Annotated in this window: 28 protein-coding genes; 2 read left to right on the top strand and 26 right to left on the bottom strand. The window is 44.5% G+C overall.

The genetic code is table 11. The annotated features are described in order from the left end of the window. The first annotated feature begins 41 nt into the window (after positions 1 to 41). Complete coding sequence (gene pepA, locus SSV_RS00725) at positions 42 to 1,106, top strand: glutamyl aminopeptidase (RefSeq protein WP_002927070.1); 1,065 nt, start codon at positions 42 to 44, stop codon at positions 1,104 to 1,106. Between the two features lie 118 nt (positions 1,107 to 1,224). After that, the gene (locus SSV_RS00720; RefSeq protein WP_002903591.1) at positions 1,225 to 2,709 is read left to right on the top strand and encodes a DUF1846 domain-containing protein; all 1,485 of its coding nucleotides are present in this window, start codon (positions 1,225 to 1,227) and stop codon (positions 2,707 to 2,709) included. A gap of 54 nt (positions 2,710 to 2,763) precedes the next feature. Here the strand turns inward: SSV_RS00720 and SSV_RS00715 are convergent, their stop codons facing one another. From SSV_RS00715 to SSV_RS00590, 26 genes are all read right to left on the bottom strand, one after another. Next, a complete protein-coding gene (locus SSV_RS00715) occupies positions 2,764 to 3,198 on the bottom strand; it encodes a DUF2178 domain-containing protein (protein WP_002901684.1) in 435 nt (144 codons plus the stop codon). A 9-nt stretch (positions 3,199 to 3,207) separates the two neighbouring features. Next, positions 3,208 to 3,372 carry a hypothetical protein gene (locus tag SSV_RS00710; RefSeq protein ID WP_002898608.1) on the bottom strand — a complete coding sequence of 55 codons (165 nt, stop codon included), beginning with the start codon at positions 3,370 to 3,372 and terminating at the stop codon, positions 3,208 to 3,210. Beyond that, complete coding sequence (locus tag SSV_RS00705; protein WP_072073283.1) at positions 3,369 to 3,572, bottom strand: helix-turn-helix transcriptional regulator; 204 nt, start codon at positions 3,570 to 3,572, stop codon at positions 3,369 to 3,371. The genes SSV_RS00710 and SSV_RS00705 overlap by 4 nt, the downstream gene beginning before the upstream one ends. A gap of 297 nt (positions 3,573 to 3,869) precedes the next feature. Next, positions 3,870 to 4,907 (bottom strand): sensor histidine kinase, encoded by a 1,038-nt coding sequence (locus tag SSV_RS00700; protein WP_072073282.1) that lies wholly within the window; start codon positions 4,905 to 4,907, stop codon positions 3,870 to 3,872. After that, entirely contained in the window at positions 4,874 to 5,572 is a 699-nt protein-coding gene (locus SSV_RS00695; protein WP_072073281.1) for a response regulator transcription factor, read from the bottom strand. The genes SSV_RS00700 and SSV_RS00695 overlap by 34 nt, the downstream gene beginning before the upstream one ends. Before the next feature lie 12 nt (positions 5,573 to 5,584). Then, on the bottom strand, positions 5,585 to 6,307 hold the full coding sequence (locus tag SSV_RS00690) for a lantibiotic ABC transporter permease (protein WP_072073280.1): 723 nt from the start codon (positions 6,305 to 6,307) through the stop codon (positions 5,585 to 5,587). After that, the gene (locus SSV_RS00685) at positions 6,307 to 7,095 is read right to left on the bottom strand and encodes an ABC transporter permease (protein WP_072073279.1); all 789 of its coding nucleotides are present in this window, start codon (positions 7,093 to 7,095) and stop codon (positions 6,307 to 6,309) included. The genes SSV_RS00690 and SSV_RS00685 overlap by 1 nt, the downstream gene beginning before the upstream one ends. 1 nt (position 7,096) lies before the next feature. Continuing rightward, positions 7,097 to 7,804, bottom strand: coding sequence for an ABC transporter ATP-binding protein (locus SSV_RS00680; protein WP_072073278.1), 708 nt, complete (start codon positions 7,802 to 7,804; stop codon positions 7,097 to 7,099). 95 nt (positions 7,805 to 7,899) lie between these two features. Further along, on the bottom strand, positions 7,900 to 8,712 hold the full coding sequence (gene folK / locus SSV_RS00675; RefSeq protein ID WP_072073277.1) for a 2-amino-4-hydroxy-6-hydroxymethyldihydropteridine diphosphokinase: 813 nt from the start codon (positions 8,710 to 8,712) through the stop codon (positions 7,900 to 7,902). Positions 8,713 to 8,799: 87 nt separating this feature from the next. Next, a complete protein-coding gene (folE, locus tag SSV_RS00670; RefSeq protein ID WP_072073276.1) occupies positions 8,800 to 9,354 on the bottom strand; it encodes a GTP cyclohydrolase I FolE in 555 nt (184 codons plus the stop codon). Positions 9,355 to 9,385: 31 nt separating this feature from the next. Beyond that, positions 9,386 to 10,729, bottom strand: a complete 1,344-nt coding sequence (locus tag SSV_RS00665) for a bifunctional folylpolyglutamate synthase/dihydrofolate synthase (protein WP_072073275.1) — start codon at positions 10,727 to 10,729, stop codon at positions 9,386 to 9,388. A gap of 1 nt (position 10,730) precedes the next feature. Further along, a complete protein-coding gene (folP, locus tag SSV_RS00660; RefSeq protein ID WP_072073274.1) occupies positions 10,731 to 11,684 on the bottom strand; it encodes a dihydropteroate synthase in 954 nt (317 codons plus the stop codon). 194 nt (positions 11,685 to 11,878) lie between these two features. Continuing rightward, the gene (locus tag SSV_RS00655; RefSeq protein WP_072073273.1) at positions 11,879 to 12,517 is read right to left on the bottom strand and encodes a CAAX protease family protein; all 639 of its coding nucleotides are present in this window, start codon (positions 12,515 to 12,517) and stop codon (positions 11,879 to 11,881) included. A gap of 117 nt (positions 12,518 to 12,634) precedes the next feature. Then, the gene (locus tag SSV_RS00650; protein WP_176693522.1) at positions 12,635 to 13,384 is read right to left on the bottom strand and encodes a CPBP family intramembrane glutamic endopeptidase; all 750 of its coding nucleotides are present in this window, start codon (positions 13,382 to 13,384) and stop codon (positions 12,635 to 12,637) included. A 143-nt stretch (positions 13,385 to 13,527) separates the two neighbouring features. Then, complete coding sequence (locus SSV_RS00645; RefSeq protein WP_072073271.1) at positions 13,528 to 14,721, bottom strand: acetate kinase; 1,194 nt, start codon at positions 14,719 to 14,721, stop codon at positions 13,528 to 13,530. A 36-nt stretch (positions 14,722 to 14,757) separates the two neighbouring features. Further along, positions 14,758 to 15,723 carry a class I SAM-dependent methyltransferase gene (locus tag SSV_RS00640; RefSeq protein WP_072073270.1) on the bottom strand — a complete coding sequence of 322 codons (966 nt, stop codon included), beginning with the start codon at positions 15,721 to 15,723 and terminating at the stop codon, positions 14,758 to 14,760. A gap of 81 nt (positions 15,724 to 15,804) precedes the next feature. Continuing rightward, complete coding sequence (gene comGG / locus SSV_RS00635; RefSeq protein ID WP_125434518.1) at positions 15,805 to 16,197, bottom strand: competence type IV pilus minor pilin ComGG; 393 nt, start codon at positions 16,195 to 16,197, stop codon at positions 15,805 to 15,807. After that, the gene (gene comGF, locus SSV_RS00630; protein ID WP_072073269.1) at positions 16,178 to 16,615 is read right to left on the bottom strand and encodes a competence type IV pilus minor pilin ComGF; all 438 of its coding nucleotides are present in this window, start codon (positions 16,613 to 16,615) and stop codon (positions 16,178 to 16,180) included. The genes comGG and comGF overlap by 20 nt, the downstream gene beginning before the upstream one ends. Continuing rightward, positions 16,599 to 16,892 (bottom strand): competence type IV pilus minor pilin ComGE, encoded by a 294-nt coding sequence (gene comGE / locus SSV_RS00625; protein ID WP_072073268.1) that lies wholly within the window; start codon positions 16,890 to 16,892, stop codon positions 16,599 to 16,601. The genes comGF and comGE overlap by 17 nt, the downstream gene beginning before the upstream one ends. Beyond that, complete coding sequence (comGD, locus tag SSV_RS00620) at positions 16,858 to 17,292, bottom strand: competence type IV pilus minor pilin ComGD (protein WP_176693521.1); 435 nt, start codon at positions 17,290 to 17,292, stop codon at positions 16,858 to 16,860. The genes comGE and comGD overlap by 35 nt, the downstream gene beginning before the upstream one ends. Continuing rightward, positions 17,252 to 17,569 carry a competence type IV pilus major pilin ComGC gene (gene comGC, locus SSV_RS00615; protein WP_072073266.1) on the bottom strand — a complete coding sequence of 106 codons (318 nt, stop codon included), beginning with the start codon at positions 17,567 to 17,569 and terminating at the stop codon, positions 17,252 to 17,254. Before comGC ends, comGD begins: the two co-directional genes overlap by 41 nt. Then, on the bottom strand, positions 17,569 to 18,603 hold the full coding sequence (gene comGB, locus SSV_RS00610; RefSeq protein WP_255297065.1) for a competence type IV pilus assembly protein ComGB: 1,035 nt from the start codon (positions 18,601 to 18,603) through the stop codon (positions 17,569 to 17,571). Before comGB ends, comGC begins: the two co-directional genes overlap by 1 nt. Further along, positions 18,533 to 19,474: a competence type IV pilus ATPase ComGA gene (comGA, locus tag SSV_RS00605; protein ID WP_072073264.1), complete on the bottom strand. Its 942-nt coding sequence runs from the start codon at positions 19,472 to 19,474 to the stop codon at positions 18,533 to 18,535. Before comGA ends, comGB begins: the two co-directional genes overlap by 71 nt. A 129-nt stretch (positions 19,475 to 19,603) precedes the next feature. After that, the gene (locus SSV_RS00600; protein WP_072073263.1) at positions 19,604 to 19,984 is read right to left on the bottom strand and encodes a DUF1033 family protein; all 381 of its coding nucleotides are present in this window, start codon (positions 19,982 to 19,984) and stop codon (positions 19,604 to 19,606) included. A 138-nt stretch (positions 19,985 to 20,122) separates the two neighbouring features. Beyond that, positions 20,123 to 21,184, bottom strand: a complete 1,062-nt coding sequence (locus SSV_RS00595; RefSeq protein WP_072073262.1) for a zinc-dependent alcohol dehydrogenase family protein — start codon at positions 21,182 to 21,184, stop codon at positions 20,123 to 20,125. Positions 21,185 to 21,354: 170 nt separating this feature from the next. Beyond that, entirely contained in the window at positions 21,355 to 22,461 is a 1,107-nt protein-coding gene (locus SSV_RS00590; protein ID WP_176693520.1) for a family 8 glycosyl hydrolase, read from the bottom strand.

Raw genomic sequence — 22,461 nt, 5'->3', positions numbered from 1 at the left:
GCAAAAAGTGATAAAATAGGGGACAGAAAGAAGGTAAGTTTATGACAACATTATTTTCAAAAATCAAGGAAGTAACAGAGCTTTCTGCTATTTCGGGTCACGAGGCACCTGTTCGCAGTTACCTGCGGGAAAAACTCACTCCCCATGTCGATGAGGTTGTCACCGACGGCCTAGGCGGTATCTTTGGGGTACGCCATGCAGAAGCTGAAAATGCTCCCCGTGTATTGGTAGCGGCCCACATGGACGAGGTTGGCTTTATGGTCAGCGAGATTAAGCCGGACGGCACCTTCCGCGTAGTGGAAATCGGCGGCTGGAATCCGCTGGTCGTTAGCAGTCAACGCTTCAAACTCTTTACCCGTGAAGGTCGGGAAATCCCTCTTATCTCAGGCTCTGTCCCTCCTCATCTGACGCGCGGATCTGGCGGACCAGTTATGCCACAGATTGCAGATATTGTCTTTGACGGTGGCTTTGCGGATAAGGCGGAAGCTGAAAGCTACGGCATCCGTCCAGGAGATACGATCGTTCCAGACAGCTCTGCTATTCTCACAGCTAACGGGAAAAATATCATCTCCAAAGCCTGGGACAATCGCTACGGCGTCCTTATGGTCAGCGAATTGGCTCAAGCCTTGTCTGGTCAACCACTAGACAGCCAACTCTATGTCGGGGCCAATGTTCAAGAAGAGGTTGGCCTGCGTGGTGCCCATGCTTCAACGACAAAATTTGCCCCTGAGGTCTTTCTAGCTGTGGATTGCTCCCCAGCGGGTGATATTTATGGCGGTCAAGGGGCCATCGGCGACGGAACGCTGATTCGCTTCTTTGACCCTGGTCATCTCATGCTGCCAGCTATGAAAGACTTCCTCTTGACAACTGCTGAGGAAGCAGGCATCAAGTATCAATATTACTGCGGTAAGGGCGGAACGGATGCTGGTGCTGCCCATCTCCAAAGCGGTGGCGTGCCATCTACTACCATTGGTGTCTGTGCCCGCTACATTCATTCCCACCAAACTCTCTATGCCATGGACGATTTCCTGCAAGCCCAAGCCTTCCTGCAAGCTCTGGTCAAAAAGCTGGATCGCTCAACGGTGGATACGATTACCAACTATTAATTGAAAAGGCAGCCCGTTCTTCATTCGGGCTGCTATCTCTTTTGTCTAATACTTTCTCTTTCAACTTTCCAATTTGAAGAAAATTTTGTTATAATGCTTAGCAGAGGTGAAAATATACATGAAAAAAATTGCTTTTGATTCTGAGAAATACTTAAACCTGCAGCGCGACCATATCTTGGAGCGTATTAATCAATTTGAGGGCAAACTTTACATGGAATTCGGCGGTAAAATGCTGGAAGACTTCCATGCTGCCCGCGTCCTGCCAGGCTATGAGCCAGACAATAAAATCAGACTGCTTAAAGAGCTCAAGGAACAAGTAGAGATTGTCATTGCCATCAATGCCAACAACATTGAGCACTCTAAGGCGCGTGGGGATTTGGGCATTTCCTATGATCAGGAAGTGCTGCGACTAATCGATACCTTTAACGAGCTGGATATTTATGTAGGCTCAGTGGTCATCACCCAGTATTCCGGTCAGCCGGCAGCTGATCTCTTCCGCAGCCAGCTGGAAAAGAATGGCATTGCCTCCTATATCCACTACCCAATCAAGGGCTACCCGACTGACATGGATCATATCATCTCACCTGAAGGTATGGGGAAAAACGACTACATCAAAACCAGCCGTAATTTAGTCGTTGTGACCGCACCTGGTCCTGGTTCTGGTAAATTAGCTACTTGCTTGTCCAACATGTATCATGACCAAATCAATGGCATCAAATCAGGCTACGCCAAGTTTGAAACCTTCCCCGTTTGGAATCTGTCCCTACACCATCCGGTCAATTTAGCTTATGAGGCAGCGACGGCAGACCTGGACGATGTCAACATGATTGATCCTTTCCACCTACAAACTTATGGCAAGACTACAGTCAACTACAATCGTGATATTGAAATTTTCCCAGTCCTCAAACGTATGCTGGAGCGCATCCTTGGAAAATCACCTTATGCATCCCCAACGGATATGGGCGTCAACATGGTCGGCTTTGCCATTGTAGATAATGATGCTGCTATCGAGGCATCTCAACAGGAAATTATCCGTCGCTACTACCAAACTATTCTGGACTTCAAGGCGGAGCGCGTTTCTGAATCTGCTGTCAAGAAAATCGAACTCTTGATGAACGATCTGGGTATCACACCGCTGGACCGTAAAGTAACAGTTGTTGCACGCGATAAAGCTGAAAGCACTGGTGAGCCAGCTCTGGCCTTGGAATTGCCAAACGGTGAAATCGTAACTGGTAAGACCTCTGAGCTCTTTGGTCCTACGGCAGCTGTATTGATTAATGCTATTAAGAAATTAGCCAATATTGCCAAAGAGACCAAGCTGATCGAGCCTGAGTATGTCAAGCCAATCCAAGGCCTGAAAATCAATCATCTGGGCAGCCGCAATCCTCGCCTCCACTCAAACGAAATCTTGATGGCTCTGGCAATCACAGCCATGGAAAATCAAGATGCGGCAAATGCCATGCAACAACTCGGTAATCTCAAGGGCAGTGAGGCCCACTCCACTGTCACTCTGACAGATGAAGACAAAAACGTCCTGCGCAAACTAGGCATCCATGTTACAATGGACCCCGTTTACCAGTATGATAGACTCTATAGAAAATAAAAACAAGCTCTGTTAAAAGCTTGTTTAGAAAGCTGGCGACGCCAGCTTTTTTTGTTAATAACGCCTAGACAGGAGAAAACGCAAGAGATAGTAAAGTCCCAAAACCAGGATAATGGTCAAGGTCAGAAACTGATTGAGATTTAAAATGATTGGGAAAACCATAGACAGGACACTCAAGCATGCTGCCAGAAGCAAAAGAATATTAAAAAGCAGTGTGCGAGTCTTTTCGTCAATCATGCGATTGCGCTCATCAGTCACCTGAATGTAGAGCTTCTCAAAATTTTCCTCCCGTCTTAGGACCAGATTATACCGAATGGTCATCAAAGAAAGCCCCAGCAGGATGCCGACCATGACTCCTTCCTGCTGATCATCCAGAGAATGAAAGTGGCTCCAGGCCAGTCCTAGCAAGATGATAAAGGTTAAGATACGCCCCACGATAACTTTCCTTTGAAGTTTTTTCCGAAATTCTTGTTTCGTTAGTGTTTCCATGTCAACCTCCTACTTTTCATATCCTTGAAAAATTTTCAACATCACTACAATTAGAATAATTCCCACAAAAGGCAGGATTTCCTTAGGTATAAAATTGGCTTGCAAATGGAGATAAAATAAGCCAACCACAACCAAAATAGCCAATATCCATTTACACAAATAAGTCCATTTCATGATTCATCCTCCTCAAAGATAAAAACTTCTTCAATCCTTAAATTGAAAAAGGAGGCAATTTTATGAGCCAAAAGCAGCGAGGCATTGTAGCGGCCTTTTTCCAAAGAAATAATCGTTTGTCTCGTGACCTCTAGCTTCTCAGCCAGTTCTTCTTGGCTGAGCTTTTTTCTTTTTCGTAATTCTTGAATTCGATTTTCCAAGGCTGCCTCCTTTCCATAATGTAAAACAAACTTTACTTTTCAAATATAGTATAGCCTCCTTTACATCTTTTGTCAAGAAGAAAGCGGCAAAAAAAGAGGCTGGGACAAAAGTCCTAGCCTCTCAATTGTCTTTGGATTGTCGAGCAAGACGCAGTGGTTGAGTGGGCTCTACTACGCTGATTTCATCAGCTTTTACAGCCCTACTCAACTGTGCGGAGGTGGGACGACGAAATCGAATTCTAACGAATTACCGATTTCTGTCCCACTCTCTTTTATCATCTTTATTGATTTCCTTTGTTATTTGCCTTTTAAAGCTACAGTCAACTCGACACAGGCTCCTCCTTGGTCTGGATTGAGCAGGGTCAGACGACCACCGTGCAAGAGAGCTACCTGCTTAGAAAAGGCTAAGCCGATACCATGATGGGGATTAGCTGAATTGCGGCTTTGGTCACTCTGGTAAAAGAGCCGTTCCGCTCCCAACAGCATCTCCTCTGAAAATGAAGGGCCGTTGTTCCAGATAGAAAAAACCAACTGGTCCTGCTGCACTGATACCGTTAGCTTGACTTCCTTTTGATCCTGGTCTGCATGTTCAAGCGCATTTAGTAAGATATTGAGCAAAGCTCGCTTGAGATAGTCCAAATGGATCAACAAAATCAGACTAAGCTCACAATCTTCTTGGAGAGAAAAACGATAGCTTCCCTGTTTGCTGAACAGTGCCCAGTCGTCCTGGAGATTAGCCAAAAAGTCCCCTAAGGAAAGCTGACTGAACTGATTAGAATCAATCTGAAAAGTCTTAGCGTAATCAATCAAAGAGCCACAATACTCTTCCATCTTGTGACTAGCCTGCAAAATCTCAGCAGCATAGTCTGCCTGTGGCTGGCCTAACTGCGCCAACTCCAAGAGCTCAGCATTCCCTTTAATCACAGTTAGGGGCGTCTTCAAATCGTGCGATGTCGCTGATAGCTGTAAAATCAACTCCTGATTATGCTGCTGCTCTTTTTCTAGAAGACGAGCATTTTCTTGGTGGCTGCTCCGTAAATCGCTATAAACTTCGAGCATTTCCTCAATCCGAAAAAGCTGGCTTTGATTTTCTTCCAAAAGCTTCTCGCTCTTTAGCATTTTTATTTCCCTGTCGATTTTTCGGAGCAATTTCAAAATATGATAAAAAGTAATTAGCAACAAGCTCCCTGCCCAAAAGAACAAGGTAAAAAGAACGTGATCACTTCCTTGCGTAAATTCATAACCTATAAGCACAAAAATCAAAACATGAAAAAAGACGATTTTCAAGCTGGTTGTCCAGACTAGGCTTTGAAAATTTCGAGTTCTAATTGCCATCTATAGCCTACTCCTCTCACTGTTGCGATTGCTTGCAGCCCTTCTTGTTTGCATTTTTGGCGAATCTGATATACGTATTCTGAGATGGAACGAAGCTGTGTTTCTGAGCTTTCTGGATAAAGCAAGGTATGCAAGCGTTCAGCTGAAAAGGTCTGCTTGGGATTGCTAGCTAGTAAATGCAGCAACTTAAACTCTCGCTCTGAAAATTTCAAGACTTTACCAAAACAGGCAACTTCATAGCGCTCTGGATAAAATTGACAAGAAGCAATTTCAGAATATCGCTCCTCCCGTCTTTCCTCCCGCCGAAGATGAGCTCTGACACGCGCCAGCAATTCTTTGGTTCCAAAAGGCTTGACAATATAGTCATCTGCTCCGCGAAAGAGGCCTTCCACCTTGTCCGCCTCCAATTCCTTAGCCGTCAGAAAGATGATTGGACACGAAAGATGAGGACGAATGTAGGAACACAGCTCAAAACCATTAACAGGCTCCATCATCACATCCAGCAGAATCAAGTCATATCCGACAAAATGCGTCAATTCTAGCTCTTCTATCCGATCAAGCGTCGTCACATCATAAGCATCGAGCTCTAGAACATTTTTCACCAGCTTCAAAATGCTCCGGTCGTCATCAACCACCAAAATACGATACTGTCTCATAATTTCCATTATAGCATACCTCTAGCGAACATCTCGTTTCAAGGTTAAGAATATAGCAGAGCTCAAAACCAAAGCTAACCATAACAGCTGTATTCCCAGACCTGATAAATCTATTGAATGCTGAAGCTCTTCATACTCAAAAAGATTTAGCGTAGCCAGATCGGGTAGGTATTTTGCTTCTTTGATGAAAGTCGCCAATAAACGGCTGAGACCAATCAAGAGAGGAAAGAGCACCGACACCGGCAAAACCCAAGATTGAAATAGCAAAGCGAGGCCAGCAGTTAAAAAAGCCAGAAAAATATTGCTGAGAAGACCAAAAGAGCTGTAATAGAGGAATTTCCCCAGTAAGGACCAGCTAAAGTCCAGGTCAAATCGAGCCAGCATAACAAGGAAACAGCTCCCTATCATGATACTGTAGAGGATCAAGAGCAGCACAGCCAGAAAAAGGAACTTCCCAGCCAACCAAGCCTTTCTATTTGATACGGTTAGAAAATTCGTTCGCATCCCAGACTTGACAAACTCCTGAGCAAAATAGAGCGAAGTAAAGATGACGATGACAGGCTGCGCCAGATAGAGGGCATGCAAAGCCTCGCTCAGAGCCTTTGCCTGGCCAACTGCTGTTTGACTATAGTCAAGATTCATCAGAAAAAATGGAACAACTACCAGAGTCACCAAGGCTGCACCAAGAGCAAGAGAGTAAGAACGGAACTTAATCCATTCACTTTTAAGCAGAGCTTTGATCATCAGTAGTGTCCTCCTAAATCCGTCTTCAAAAAGCGCAGAGAGGTCATACCGCCGATGACTAGTAACCATGCACCAAGTATCAAGAGCCCTTGCAAGGGATTGTTGGCATATTGGGAAGTTGGCGTTGCAGCAAACAACTCTCCTGCTGGCTGTGGCAAATAAGCTCCCCAACTCGTGTGAGCTGCCAGGTAGTTTCCCAGATTATAGATCTGAGGTACGAGAAATAGCAGAGGAACTAGCATGGTCCGAGCCAATAAACCTAACAAAAATGAAAGGATTCCTAATAAGGTTAGAGATAAGGTTTTCCACAAAATCAAACTCCAAGCTGCCTGATTGAGCAGAATCGGATCAAGCCCTTCCTTTCCTAAAGCCAGGTGCATGACCATATAACTACAGTAGATTGATAAAAAGCTACTGGCAAGAGAAAAGCAAGCAAAGGTCATGAGTTTCCCCACAAGCAACTTCAGACGGTTATTACAGGTCAAGAGACTGGTTCTCAAGCTATGAGACTGAAATTCCATAGCTCCCAAAATTCCAGCTAAGATGACCAAAACCATGACTGCCATAGAAGCCCCGTTGAGACCTAGATATTCCAGCGGATCAATGGCGTTTATCAGATTAGGAACCGTCTCAGGCGTGGCATCCAAGCCGATAGACAGATACTGTCGGCCCTCCAACCAGGATACGACAGGCACCAATAGCAGCATGAAGGCCACACTCACTTTGAAAGCCTTGGTTGAGCGGATTTTCAACCATTCTGAATGCAATAAAGACATCGTTTCTTTCATCTTAAACCTCCTCTGTCAAATCAAAGAAGATATCTTCTAGACTGTCTGAATCTTGCAGCACCTCTTCCAATCGCCCTTGCTCAATAATTCGCCCATGATGAATCAAGACCACATCATCTGTCACCATTTGCACCTCTGACAGGATGTGGGAGGATAGAAGTACCGTTTTCCCTAAATCAGCCTGCTGACGGATGAACTTTCTAAACCACTTAATCCCACTTGGATCTAGTCCATTAGTCGGCTCATCTAATATAAGAAACTGAGGATCACCCAGCAAAGCTGCCGCTAAACCCAACCGCTGACCTTCCCCCAGAGACAGGCTTGACAAGAGGTCCTTCCTCTTATGAGCGATTCCAGTCATCTCTAAAACTTCATCAATCCGAGACTTGGGAATAGCATTACTCGCTGCAATAATCCTCAAGTGGTCATAGACCTTTCGATTTGGCAGACCGCCAATGCCGTCAAAGGCTGCACCTACCGTTCTGAGCGGATAGGTCATTGACTGATAGGTTTGCCCATCAAAAGTCGCCGTCCCTGCTGTCGCCCGATCTAACCCCAAGAGAATCCTCAAGGTCGAACTTTTCCCTGCACCATTTGGACCCAGAAAAGCTGTAATCCGACCGCTTCTAGCTGTAAAAGAAATATCTTCTAAAATCTGCTTGCTGCCATGCTTTTTGCAGACTCCTTCTATTTTCACTGTATGTTCCATACTGAACTCCTTTTGATTTTTCTTTAGTATACAGGGGCAAGTTCAGAGAAACTTCAGACAATAAAAAAAACTTGCCTTACGACAAGCTTCTTTTCTCATTTTTCAACCTCATCCCAGAGTTGGCGGATGCTTTTTTTCTGTACTGGATCGACAAAGTGTGGCGCGATTTCCACCAGAGATTGCAAGACAAAAGCCCGCTCAGCCACATAAGGATGAGGAACTATCAAATTTGGACTGTATATCTCCTCTTGCCCTATGTAAAGGATATCTAGATCAATCACACGAGGTCCCCATTTGATCTCCCGCACGCGCCCTAAATCCGCTTCGATAGTCAAGAGCGTCTGCATTAATTCCTCAGGATTGAGCCAAGTCTCAACTTCAACAACTTGATTGAGAAACGGAGCCTGCTCAACACCACCCCAAGGTTCTGTCTCGATACGACTTGATGCCTGCAAAATTCTTATATTTTGCTCTGCCATTTTTTCCAGAGCTGCATCCAGATTGGCAGCTGGGTTGCCTTGATTGCTCCCCAGAGCGATAAAGGATTTGCGCTTTTGACGTACTAACTTGACTGAGCAAGTCTCTAAAGGCAACGGCACCGGTGCCCAAGGCTTCTTGACCTCCAAACTGACCTTCTGTACCAAAGGATGGGTCAGAAAAATGCGGTCAATCAACTTGTAAGCCAGCGTCTCAATCAAGTCTTCCTTGCTCTCCTGACACCAGTGGGTCAAATCCTGAGCCAATTCTCCATAGTGGATAGAAGCTGTCAGGTCGCCTGTTTGGGCAGCCCGAGTCATATCATAGTCCAAAATCAGATCCAGCACAAAACGCTGGCCCAATTCCTTCTCCGCTCCAAACAGACCGTGATAGGCATATACTTCTAAATCCTTAATGCGCAGCTGATCCATTCTCTTATCCTTTCTAATTCCAGTTTCTGCATTTCATTCTTGATAAAACTATCTAGCCTTTCCCGACACGCTCCACCTCTGATAAGATCAATGTCCCATCAGTTTGTAAGCTTCATTTTTTAGGTCCTTGTCCGTCGCTAAAATGCCACGCGCCGCTGTAGTAATCGTTGCAGTGCCAGGCTTTCTGACTCCGCGCATATTCATACACATATGCTCAGCTTCCACCCAGACCAGGGCCCCTTGGGCACCCAGATAGTCCATCAAGGCTTCAGCAATCTCTACGGTCAATCGCTCTTGAATCTGCGGTTTCTTGGCATAGACCTCTACTGTTCGGGCCAGCTTGGACAAGCCTGCTACCCGACCATTAGGCACATAGGCGATGTGAACTTTCCCGTAAAATGGCAGGAAGTGGTGCTCACACATGGAATGAAAGAAAATATCCTTCTCCACTACCATGTTATTGTCAATGATTTCAAAAGACTTGGCCAGATGTTCCTCAGCAGTCTCGCCCAGCCCAGCAAAGATTTCCTGGTACATTTTAGCAATGCGCTGTGGCGTCTCCTGCAAACCTTCGCGGCTTCCGTCTTCTCCAACCGCCTCAATAATCTGGGCAACAGCTGCTTCAATTTTCTTCGTGTCCATATATACTCCTATGTTCGTTTTTATTTTTTAATCATTTACTTGGCTGAGAAGGACGCTCAGCCAAATCTAACTTGCTATTCTCAAGGATTGCTTTTCTGACCTGAGCTAGAAAATACAGAGAGCCCGTGATCAGCAAGAGTTCTTCTGACTCATGCTCTACTGCTAAATAATCTGCTAAATAATCTGGCCATTCTTTGTAAGAGAGACCTTGCTGCTCAGCTAGGGCTTGCATGCTCTCTTTAGAAAAACTCCGCGGATCGGCAAAGGCTGTCAAGCTTATAGCTGCTTTGGGAATCTTTTGCAGCAGCTCCACCATGTCATCCAAGGCTTTGGTTTGGATACAAGCAAATAAAATGTGCTTTCTATACGTCGGATAATGTTGGTCCAATGTCGCTGCTAACGACTGCAGGGCATGGGGATTATGGGCTCCATCCAGCAAGATAAGCGGCTGATTCGATATCCTTTCCAAACGACCAGGCCATACAGCAGCAAGCAAGGCCCTCTCAACCTCTGCTTTTGTCAATAAAGGCAGCGACTGCAGCTGACAGTATAGGTCGCACAAGTGCAGAGCTAGTCCAGCATTGTCCGCCTGATGCAGTCCCATCAGAGCTGTTTGATACGAGTCTTTGGCTCGATAGGCATTCGAAAAGGAAAAGCTCTCCCCCTTCTCTGACGCTTGATGTTCCACTTGATAGTCTTGAGACCAAGAAAAGAGCGGAGCATCTTTTTCAGCAGCCTTTTGCTCGACTACTGCCAGAGCCTCTGGCTCCAACCTACCGGTCACAATGGGAACTCCATGCTTGATAATGCCAGCTTTCTGCTGGGCAATAGCCTCTAGACTGTCACCTAGCAAGGCCACATGATCCAGACCGACTGTTGTGATTGCAGTGAGCAAGGGCTGGCAGACATTGGTACTGTCCAAAAGCCCACCCATGCCGACCTCAATAATAGCCACATCCACCTGCTGCTGGACAAAATAATCATAAGCTAGAGCAGTTATAATCTCAAACTCAGTTATCCCAAGCAAGCTAGAGTCTGTCGCATGCTGGGCCAAAAGGTCTTGGTAAAGAGAAAGCAATCGCTGAAGGTCTTGGTCGGAAATTGCATTGCCATTAATGGCAATCTGCTCATTGTAGCTGACTAGGTAGGGAGAGGTGAAAGTGCCAACACGCAGGTCTCGCGCCTCCAAAAGTTGGCGCAGATGGGCAATGGTTGAACCCTTGCCATTAGTCCCTGCAATATGAATGACTGGCAGCTGCAAATGCGGCCCCCCCCGCAACTCCAGTAAACGCTCCATCCGCTCCAAGCCAAAATTGGGACTGGCTGTCCGATAGGCTTCCAGCCAACTTAAATCAGGTAATTCTTGTTTTTTCATCTTACTTATATTGACCTAGATTGAGATCTTCTGTCTGCTGTGCTAGACGAATCGCATCGCCAACGGCCGCAGCCATCCGGTGCTTAGCCACTTCGTGCACTCTGACAACTTCAACACCTCTGCTGGCCGCAAGGCTAGTCAGATGGGCTGAAGCTGTATCACGGTTTTCAAAGCCTTCCTGAGTCTCAGGATTGACCTCAAAGCCGTTTTCTTCTATGATACTAACGAGAAACCGCTTACGAGAAACCCCAAGAAAAATAGGGAAACCAGCCTGATGGAGACTTTCCAGCTCCTGCAAAAGGAGAAGATTCTCACGCTTTGTCAAACCGAAACCAATCCCTGGATCCAGCATGATATTCTCACGCGAAAGGCCAGCGTTTTCGGCCACCTTCAAAGATTTCTCAAAACACTTCCACATGAGTTCTGCAATCGGCAGCTCTGCAAAAAGAGACAATTCTTCCTTGCTAAAAGCAGGGGCAAAGCCAAATTCTGGGAAAATCCTTGCACTGGCATGTTGAGGACGAGCCATCACTGGATTAAACATGACAATGACTGGCGCGCCATATTTCGCAGCCGTCTCCGCCATATTTTCATCGCCCAAGAGACCAGTAATATCGTTGATGATATCTGCACCCGCAGCCAAAGCCGCTGCAGCCACTTCCGACTTCCAAGTATCCACAGAAATCACAATATCACTTTCCCGACGAATAGCTTCAATGACTGGCACCACCCGTTCTATCTCTTCTTGAATAGCCACAAAATGACTGCCTGGCCGAGTAGACTCACCACCAATATCCAGCATGTGAGCTCCCTCAGCAATCAGCTTTCTAGCCTGAGCCAATGCCGTCTCAACCGTATTGTAGCGCCCACCATCTGAAAAGGAATCCGGCGTCGCATTTATAATACCACAGAGGCCCGTTCGGCCATCTGGAGCAATTGCTTTTAGATTTACCATTTAACTTTCATCTCATTTCTATTGGCTGCTCTGCTCTTCAACAAAAAAGGCACACTCATCTAGTGTACCGCAAAGCTCTCAGCAGATGCAGCATCCAGTCCTATGAACTGCACTCGACTTCACAAGAAGACCTTATCTAGTCCCTTGTTTCATTTACCATTTTACCATAATTCTTCTATTTGACAAAACACTTTCTAAAAGCAAAAGGGTAAAAGGCTGAGAATAATCATATTTCGGAGAATATGGGCCAGCATAGACAGCTCCAAACGCTGAAAATAAGGTCTGAGGAGATGGACAAAGACTAGTCCCAAAACTAGATAGGAGAGAAAACACAGAGTTTCCTGAGGATTTTTCGCAAGGGAAAAGCAGAGCAAACCTAGTGCAATCCCCCAGCTCTTCCGATAGCGAAGAGAGAAGTCACTGTCAACAAATTTCGGTGCTGCAGGGGATAAAACGGCAATATCAATCCCCAGAAGCAAAAGAGAAGATGACAGAAAACTCTCCGTCATCATCTGCTCCATCGCCTGTCCTGACTGCGCCTCCTTACCACACAGCAGAAGAACCCCCGCAGCATTGACCAAAATCATCAAAAAATACAAGAAAAGCAGGTGTCGATAGTTGCTTGACTGACGCAAAGAACCTTTGATTTCCTGCAGTTGTCTGGAAAAATAAAAGGCACAACAAAAAAGCAATCCCAGCAAGCCCACCATAAAAAGCAAATTAGCATGACTAAAGACCAAGCGATGAGGCATTGGATGAAGTATGAGCAGCAGTCCCGTCTGAGTCAACATAGCCAGCAATAACAATTGAATGATTTTCTCTAATTTCAGCATATTCTCTCCATTCTTCTCTTATCATTATAGAAAAAGTAAGAGCAAGCTGGGAGAAATCCCCTCAAATGTCCTAATTTGTGCCTCAAATGACCAAAAAAGCAGATATTCTCTGCTTTCCTACTTGTTCACCAAACCTGTCAGTATCATGATGAGTACTGCAACTCCATTTCTCAGCATGTGTGCCAAAATAGACATTTCCAAACGCTTAAATATGTAAGCAACAGTGGCTAAAACAGCACCCATACCTGCATAGATAACAAAACTGCCAATGTTGGTCGGACTATGAAAAAGACCGAAAAGAATGACTCCTACAACCAATCCCCAAACATAATGCTTGGTAAAAATCTTCTGAGGAATCAATCCGCGAAAGACCACTTCCTCCAAGATAGGGGCCTGAATCACAGCTCCTACCACTAATAAAATCTTGGGTACATGCTGAAATAAAGCGTTCAAGGCATCCTGATTAGCAGTGGATATGGCCTGACCTTCCAGTAACATAATAATTGCTCCCAACATGTTGACACCAATCATGACAACATTAGAAACAGCTAACCAGCCCAACGAAGACCATTTGAAGAAGCTAAAGTCAAGGCTCAGCAGTTCTTCTTGCTTCGCCATTCTCAGAACAAAAAAGATAATCAAAAGATATACCACCAGCACAAAGATAGTCTGGCCAGCTGAAAAACTCTTCTCAGAAGCAGTCATCTGTCGGATAAATATAAATGGTATCTGGCTGAGAAATAAGACAAACAGAGTCAGTAGGATGTACTCTAATTTTTTTAGAATTGCTTTCATATCTTCCTCCTTTTCCTTCCTAGTATAGCTTAATTTTCTCTTTTTGTATAGACAATTCTTAACTGCAAGCATTTTATATATCACGTATTGAGAGCCAATACTGATAGTGACTATGAGATAGAATCGCTCAATGTTTTCAAGACCAACAACCAAGAAAATTCTTTCTTAACGCATACAAAAAGCCCAGTCAAACTGAGCTTTTAAATTTTCTTAATTTATTGATTTTTAAAACGTTCAACTTCACGCGCGATGACCAATTCTTCGTCAGTTGGAATAACCAAAACTTTGACCTTGGCATCAGGACTGGAAATCTCGCCTTCAGCACCACGCACATTCTTTTCTGGATCCACGTTACAGCCAAACCACGAGATACCTTCAACAACCAATCTACGAATGGTCACAGAATTTTCACCGATTCCTGCGGTAAAGATGATAGCATCAGCTCCATTTAAGACAGCAAGATACTGACCAATATATTTCTGAATCCGGTCTACAAAAATGTCGTTGGCTAATTGAGCCTTGGCATCACCTGCCCGCATCGCTTCATGAATATCGCGCATATCACTAGACTTCTCAGAAACTCCAAGCAAGCCAGATTCACGGTTCAAAACATTGACCATATCTTCTGGTGTATTAAAATCATTTGTATGTTCCATAAGGTAAGGAATGATATCTGGATCAATATCACCAGTTCTTGTTCCCATCATCACACCTGCAAGTGGTGTGAATCCCATAGATGTATCAACAGATTTTCCACCTTTAACTGCTGTAATAGAACCACCATTACCGATATGACATGTGATTAATTTTAATTCTTCTATTGGACGTCCCAAAAGTTTTGCTGCTTCTTGAGCTACGAATTGATGGCTAGTTCCGTGAGCACCATATTTACGAACTTTATTTTCTGTGTAATATTTAGTTGGTAATGGATAGCGGTAAGCTTTTTCCGGCATAGTTGTATGGAAAGAGGTGTCAAAGACTACCACGCTGGTAATGTCTGGCAGAATTTCTCTAAAAGCACGGATGCCTGCAGCATTGGCTGGATTATGCAATGGAGCCAGAAGAGACAACTCCTCTACCTTTTGAATCACTTCTTCATCAACGAGGGCTGAATCCTTAAAGTATTCACCGCCAGCCACAACACGGTGGCCCACACCGGTAATCTCATCATAAGATTCAATGATATTAAAGCGTTTCAAATCATCCAGCAAAATTTTTACGGCCTGCGTATGATCTTCAATATCAAGAACCTGCTTCTCTGACCGACCATCAAACTTCACTGTTGAAATAGAATCCTTGAGACCAATCCGTTCCAGCAAGCCCTTAGCCAAGACCTTTTCTTCCGGCATCAAATAGAGTTGCCATTTTAAGCTTGAGCTTCCTGCATTAATAGAAATTGTTTTCGACATTTCTTCACCTCTTTAAGCGTTTTCAAAATCATTATATCAAAATTTTGTTTGAATTTCACTATCTTTGTACCAGTTTTGAAAACTTTGGCGGAATTTAAACATTTCATCATGATCCTGCAAATCCCGCAGAGGGTAGATAAAAGGCTGAACGTTATTCGCTTCTTGCTTCCTCAAGACAAAAAGGGTTTTGGCATGCTTGCTGCTTGAGAAAATAGACTCTGGCAAGGTTATCATCGCAATAAACTGAGCCTTGGCTAGGAGCCATTTTTTCAGCAGAGGAGCTTGAGCGCTGGTCAAGAGGTCATTCGGCGCCAGAAATATGGCATAGCCTCCCGGCTTCAGATATTTGAGCGATTGCTCCATTAGAAGATGATGGGCATAAGTGTGCTCATCCGGACTAGCCACTTCATAGCGGGAGGCGATGCTGTCGTCCGGATAATAACCGACCGGTAAATCACTGATAATGATATCACTCTCTTTCAGAACCTGAGGCCGAACCGCATCACCCTGAGCAAAGTGAGCCTTAGAGTTCATAACCTCTGCAATGCTGGCAGAAAGGTCAATTAATAAATCATCTAGCTCCAGACCTAAGTAGTCTATCTTCTTTTGGGTATGATTGAGAATAGTCTCAGCTAAATTTCCTGTTCCGCTGCCGATTTCTAATACATCAGCTTCCTCTCCGTGAGCCAGCTGGTCCAGCAGGAAAGTAATCAAAAAACCAATTGTATCAGGTGTGAATTGATGATTGACCTGCATGGGCTCCGTCTGGGCAGCCTTCATTAGGATAAACTGATAGGCTCTCCGCCACTCTTCCTTGGTCAAATGCAGAGCGCGGATTTTTTCATCGTTGGTCAGAACTTCTTGTAAATCCGTATCTCCATCTAGGTAAATGCCGTTCTGCTCAATCAGAGCATCGTAAAAATTGGTCGCCAGAGCGTTTTGGATATTCTGGACGTTTTCGAGAATCAGAGTATAAGCTTGTTCTATCTTTTCAAAATTCATGGAATCCTCCGTTTATCCTATCATACCAAAAATAAGGCGCTATTCCAAGATATATAAAATTACAAAGATTTTACAGTTATATTAGTCCGACTTACCAGCTTCGTCCAAAATCGCTTTCTCTTTTTTGTCAGTTGCTTTTTTGTCTTCCTTTGCTTTACCCTCATCTTTCTTAGAAGTACTAAAAGTAAAGGAATAGGAATGACCGCTGCTGAGCTGACTGCTGATTTCAAGATTCTTCCCTTGCCTGCGGTAGACAGCCTTGCCCTGCTCAAACTCCATCTCACCGCTATCATCCTTGGCTGTAGCTTTTGTCAGAACTGCCATTGCATAAGCTTCTGTCCTTTCCATGTTGAAAAGCTGCAAACGCTGACTGCTGACTTGACGGTTGAGATAAAACTGCAGGAGCAGGCTAAAGACAGCGGCCATCAGCAGCGCATACAGTAAAATACCAGCCTCAACTTTCTTCTTCCACACGATAGACGAACTCCCTCTCTAAACCTTTTTCAAAGCGAAAATGAAGATGGACAAGCTTACCTTCCTGACGGACGTCAGCTGCTTCTAAACCATAAATCATGGGCTGGTAGCCGCGACCGCTCTTATCTGTTTTACGGAAATCATCTCCCTTGGATTTACCCAAGGCCAAGTCCCTGCCATCTTGTCTGATGTAGATTTTATTGTCTTCAACCTTATCAAATTTACTTCGCGAAAGCTCCGTCTCCAGTTGGTCGGCAAACAAAAGCCACTCTTGCTGCTGATTATTCTCCTTCTGATGCAGTTCTGAAGATAGGAGCTGGGTCATGGCCTGAAAGACCAGTATCCCACCACTGAGAACCAGCAAGGCTACTAAGGTCTCCAAGAGAGTAAAGGCCTTGACTTTAAGGTTTTTGAACACGGATGACTACCTCCCCTTCGTGATAGACTAGCAGCTGCTTATCTGTCTTAAGCTGACGTACAGTAATTCCGTTGATATGAAGCTCTTCTTGCCCTGTCTGCAGAGCCATGCGAGCTACCCGAAGCACCTCTTCCTGATGCAGAAGGACCCGCTGCTCCTTACGAGACCGGCTAATCTGCCCCAAAAGCAAACTGGCAATAGCCGCAAAAACTGCCATGGCCACCAGAGCTTCCAGCAGAATGCTAGCTTGAAGCTGTCGTCTTTTTAAACTTGCCATTCCCCATATAAAGCTGGTAAACAACTGTCCTGTCCTCCGTCTGAAAAGTAATTTTGCTGAGTGAGGAATTTCCACCGGCCCGGTCAAACTGGATGACCTGCTGCTCATGTTCCTGCAAAGTTTGTGGAAAGTCCAGCTCTTGATAGCCATTGGAAATCTGCCGGCCTGAAATCTTGAGAGACAGTTTCTCATGACCGGCTAAACTCAGCCTCTGCGTCTCCTGATAGAGCCTCTCAAACTCTAAAAAGAAGAGCTGTTCTTGAACCTGATTGAAGCCAGCCCTTACCGAGCCTGACAAGCCCAGTAAGAGAAAACTAACAACAAAAAGAACGATGAGACTTTCCAGCAGTGTAAAAGCCTTAATTGGCAACCGTTTGAGTTTCGCCACTGTGTTTTCCATAGTAAGCCTTATAAGAATCTGCCTGTTTCTGGCTGATATTTCCTGAGCTGACTAGCTTGCTTAGGCTAGCCTTTTCATTGGTATTCTTCAGTTCATAGAGCTCCGCCTGGCTTTCTACTACCTTGACCACCGCTGCCGTTCCTGTATCTGAAACAGCATCTTTTTGCTTGGTCAGATTAGGCACAAAGAGCAGCAAGAGAACGCTGATAACCAGCAAGACAATCAGCATTTCCACAAGGGTGAATGCTTGAACTTTTAAGGTGTTAAGTTTTTTCATTATAAATGAACCTCCATATTCTGATAAATGGGCAAGAGCATTGCCGCATAAAGTAAAACAATCACTAAGGCAACAAAAATAAATACTAGGGGCTGAATGAAATTCATGGCTCGGTTGATACGTAGGAAAAATTCCTCCCAAGTCTTTTCAGCATAGACTTCCAGCTCACTACCTAACTTGGATTTGACCTCGCCATACTCAATCATCAAGGACAATTCTTTCTTAAAGAAAGGATAACTAGCCACCTTGTCCGCATAGCCTTGTCCAGCTTGCAAAGCGGTAGCCATGTCTGCTCCGATCTCCTGAAAGAGTTGGGACGGTTGATCCTGCATAATCGCAAAAATCTGACTCAGTTCCAAGCCCTGACCAATCATATTCCCCCATTCACGAGCATAATAAGCGGTCAAGTAGGCCTGTACCAAGCGTCCAAAAAAGGGCAGAGCTGCTAGTTTGCTGAAAAAACGAATCTTGGATGACTTTCGATAGTAAAAGAGAGCCACTGAAACCAAGACAGCTAAAGCAAGGATGCTCCAAAAAAAGATCTGAGGCAGGTGATTAATCAGCTGAGTAGCTAGATTCTGGCTGTCCAATTGAGGCAGAAGATAGTTGCGCAATCCCAGCATGATAAGGACCAAAAAGCCCAGCAGCATGAGAGGATAGGTTCCTACCTCTATCAATTTTTTCTTAACCTTGGATAGATTTTCCAGATAGGCCTCAATCTTGCCCAGACTAAGTGTCAGATTGCCATGCATCTCAGATAAGGACAGCTGGGTAACAACGCTATCGGAAAATCCCAGTCGACTGACAATCTCTGAAAAGGACTGACCAGCTGACAAGCCTGCCCGCATTTCTGCCACATAAGCCTCCTCCAGCAAGGCACTTCGCCTCAGAAAGTCTACAATCTCTGCTAGGTGAAAACCGCTGCTGAAGAGATTATGAAAGAGCTCAATAATCTTTTTCTGCTTAGGCGTAGACAATTTTTTCGGTCTGCCTTTGCTCAGCACTGATATGTCCTTCTGCAAAAAGCTGATCAATCTGCTGATTCCAGACTGCGGCTTCGTGCTCTTGATAGTTTTGACTGACAAAATCAACGACACCTCCTCCCCCAATTAAACGCTGGTAACACACACCCTGAAGGACCATTCTTAGCTCGTCCTCACTAACACCCAATTCCAAAAGCCGCTCATAGACACCTCGAATACTCTTAGCATGAATCGTTGAAAAGACCGTAGCTCCAGTCAAACTTGCCCGAACCACTGCTCTAGCTGTCTCTCGATCACGGATTTCCCCGATAATCAAGAGATCCGGCCGATGTCGCAGAGACAGCTTAATCAAACTATCATAAGTCATGCCAATGGTTTCATTCAGCTGCAGCTGCAGCATAGTCTCTTGCTTAATCTCAACCGGATCTTCAATCGACATAACCTGCTGACCAGAAAATTTGAGCTGAGCCAAATGGTACATCAAGGTCGTCTTGCCACTGCCGACTGGGCCTGAGAATAGATAGAGGCCGCGAGCCTGAATTTTCTTGCGCAACTCCGGCAATTGCTCAAACCAAAAGCGCAGCTCCCTGTCTTCATCATGCAGGAGCCGGATAACCAGACTTTCAAAACCACGGTAATCCCCAACTGACGACAGCCGGATTGAAACCTTGGCTTCCTCACAGTCATAATCGCAAGACCCAAGTTGACTGCGGCGCTTCTCTCCAACATTCATACCTGCGACAAACTTAAAGTGGCTGATAACCGCTGACAGAAGCTCAAAATCATGAGTCTTTATAAAGCGACGTTCATCACCAATCCTCATATAAAGCTCATAGCAAGTGCTCTTAGGAATGAGGTAAATATCCTGCGCCCCTTCTTGCCGAGCCTGCCTGATCATTTCTTTTGCAATTTCTTGAACCATACATCCTCCTCACCTTACTATTCGCAAAAAATCCAGAAAAAGAAAAAACAGCGGAAGAAACTTAACTTCTAACAAGTTAGGTCTCTTCTGCTGCTCTATTATCAGATTTGCAAAATATATTCTGTCGATTTAAAGAGGCTTAGCGGTTTTTAGTTTAGCTGAGCAAGCTCGGTGCTTTTCAAGGCCGTTCTGCTTAGTATAGCCTGGCCGGTACTTGCTCTTAGGAATCTTGCACTCATTCTCCAGCAAAAACAGTGAGTAGTACTGCTGAACATTCTCATCACACTCCTCGCACCAGCGCTGATCCTCCGGATTCCAAAAAATAGTCATTAAATCACTGCGGCTCTTATACAAAGGTGACTGGTCTGCCATTTGCAGCCAGCGGGTTTTATAATATTTAAGGGCTTCATAATAATCATCGAAGTGCTTCTTTGCAACGACATCTTCTTCCCAGCCATCCAGGAACCACCACGGTTCATAGTCCCCGTACATCTCAATTACACAATACATACTCGTCCTCTCTTTGTACCGTATATTATATAAGAATTCTTTGACTAACAAAACTATTTTGCTCAGAATCAGAAAACAATATAAAAACCCCTTTTAACCAAAGATTAAAAGGGATAGGAAAAAGACAACTTAAGAATTTTATTGGACTGGGGAGAGGTCATTTTCTATAATAACCTTAATAGCATGATGGTCAGCAGCTTGGCCAAAGACCTTGAAAGCTTCTTCAATTTCACTCAACTTAAAGTAATGAGTCACTAGCTTTTCTGGCTCAATCTTATGACTTTCCAGAGCCTTTAACAGCTGTGGAGTAGTATTGGTAGATACCAGCCCGGTCGTCACATTGATATTTCGAATCCAGAGCCGGTCTAACTCAAACTCGACAGGTTTGCCATGAACTCCACAGTTAGCAATGGTTCCATCAACGGCAATAACTTTCTGACAAAGATCAAAACTGGCTGGAATCCCTACTGCTTCAATGGCTACATCAACCCCACGTCCATCTGTCAAGTCAAAGATAGCCTGCACAGCTTTTTCAGCATCCGCTGAATTTACCTTATCTGTTGCCCCAAAGGCCATGGCCGTATCTAAACGATTCTCATCGATGTCAACCATGATAATCTTTGACGGAGAATAAAACTGAGCTGTCAGCAGAGACGCGAGACCAATTGGCCCAGAGCCAACGATAGCTACTGTACATCCAGGCTCTACTTTGCCTTTTAAAACTCCTATTTCATAAGCTGTTGGCAAGATGTCTGACAGCATGACTAAGGCTTCATCGGATAAATCAGACGGTGTATGATAGAGAGTATTATCCGCATGGGGCACACGCAGATACTCAGCTTGAGTTCCGTCAATCAAATGCCCGAAAATCCATCCACCTTCATCTTCACAATGGGCGTAAATGCCCTTCTTGCAATAGTAGCACTTGCCACAGGCACAAACACAGGAAATCAGAACCTTATCACCCTTCTTGAAATTGGTTACACTGTCACCAACTTCTTCAACAATACCGATGCCTTCATGTCCCAGAATTGTTCCACTCTTGCAGGCAGGAACATCACCTTTTATAATATGAAGATCAGTCCCACAGATAGTGGTCTTGACCATGCGGACAATAGCATCTGTCGGTTTGCGTACGACAGGTTTATCAACATCTATAAACTGGGCAAATCCCGGCTTAACATAAGTATAGGCTTTCATAGGCTATCCTTTCTATTGTTATGTTATGATGAATGTTTTCCATTTTATTTTAACAGTTTGTGAAAAAAATCTCAAGGTTTTTCCCCCAAAAAAGTGGGACAAACACCGTTTTGTCCCACCCTATTGTCTGCATTATCTTAAGCAAAATTTTCATCTTGCTCGTTTCTGCATTATAAAGTTTCTAAAGCAATCATCGTTGTCACAGCTGCGTCATAGTAATTATCTGACGGCAAGCCCTGCATGAAGAGATATTTATTTTGCTGCACCAATTTGCGGAATTCTATATTGTTATTAGCCGCATAGAATACTGGAGCAGTAAAGCTGCCAGCCTGATTGCTATTGAGAGCCTTGCCTTTCAGGTTGTAGCCCGCATAAATCTTTTCTTGATTGAGGAAGAAGCTCAACATCTTCTTCAGCATTTTTTGACTTTTTTCATCCTTGCTTTGAGCCAAATTGTAAGGAAGTCGGCAGGCATTATAAGAATAATAGCCATCATTTGCAGATTCAACCGTATCAGCATCAGCTGCCCGAACTTTGTCGCCTTCAACCCAGATAAAGTCTGGTATCAAACCAGTCTTATTATCAGCGCTGATTGCTTCAAGTTTGCTGAGCATGTTATCCCGGATTGTCAGCCACTGCTTATCCTTTGTCAACTCATAGAAAGCTTGGAACTGCTGTGGCAATGTATCAGAAGTCCGCATGAGATTATAAAATTTCGATTCTGCATTTGCCCAGTTCCCAACCGTCAAAACACCGTTGCTTTCATTATAGTTATATGCCAAGACATCTTTCAGAATAGACTGAGCCTGAGCTTGGTATTCTTTAGCCTTGTCTGGCCACTGCTTAGATGCCTGAATCAAAGCATAGGCAATGTAGAGATCGCCGTCTGTAGCATTGTTTTCGTCTTCATGATTGCTCTTACCATCCTTAATCGTCTGTTTCCAAGACATAAGCTGGGTATCTTTCAGACGATGAGCTAGATAATATTGGTAGAGCTTTTCAAAATCAGCAGAACTAGCATAGCCTTGCTTAGCTGCATCCACAGCAATCACCATGCCATAACCTTGCGCCTCAGATAGCACAACATCTTCAGTCTTACTGTTTGCCGTCCTGATATAAGACAATTTGTCCTTGGTTACAACATATTCTTTAGACCATTGGCTGTATATCTTCTTTTTGATATTCGGAGTACTGCCCATGCGGGTGTACAAGAGAATACTAGCCAAGACAGCCAGAATTATCACAAACCAAATAAATCTTAATCTTGTTCTTTTCAC

This window comes from Streptococcus sanguinis, from assembly GCF_001078705.1.
Classification (GTDB): Bacteria; Bacillota; Bacilli; order Lactobacillales; family Streptococcaceae; genus Streptococcus; species Streptococcus sanguinis_D.
Note: the sequence above shows the minus strand (reverse complement) of the source record. Positions and strands in the feature narration are given on the sequence as shown.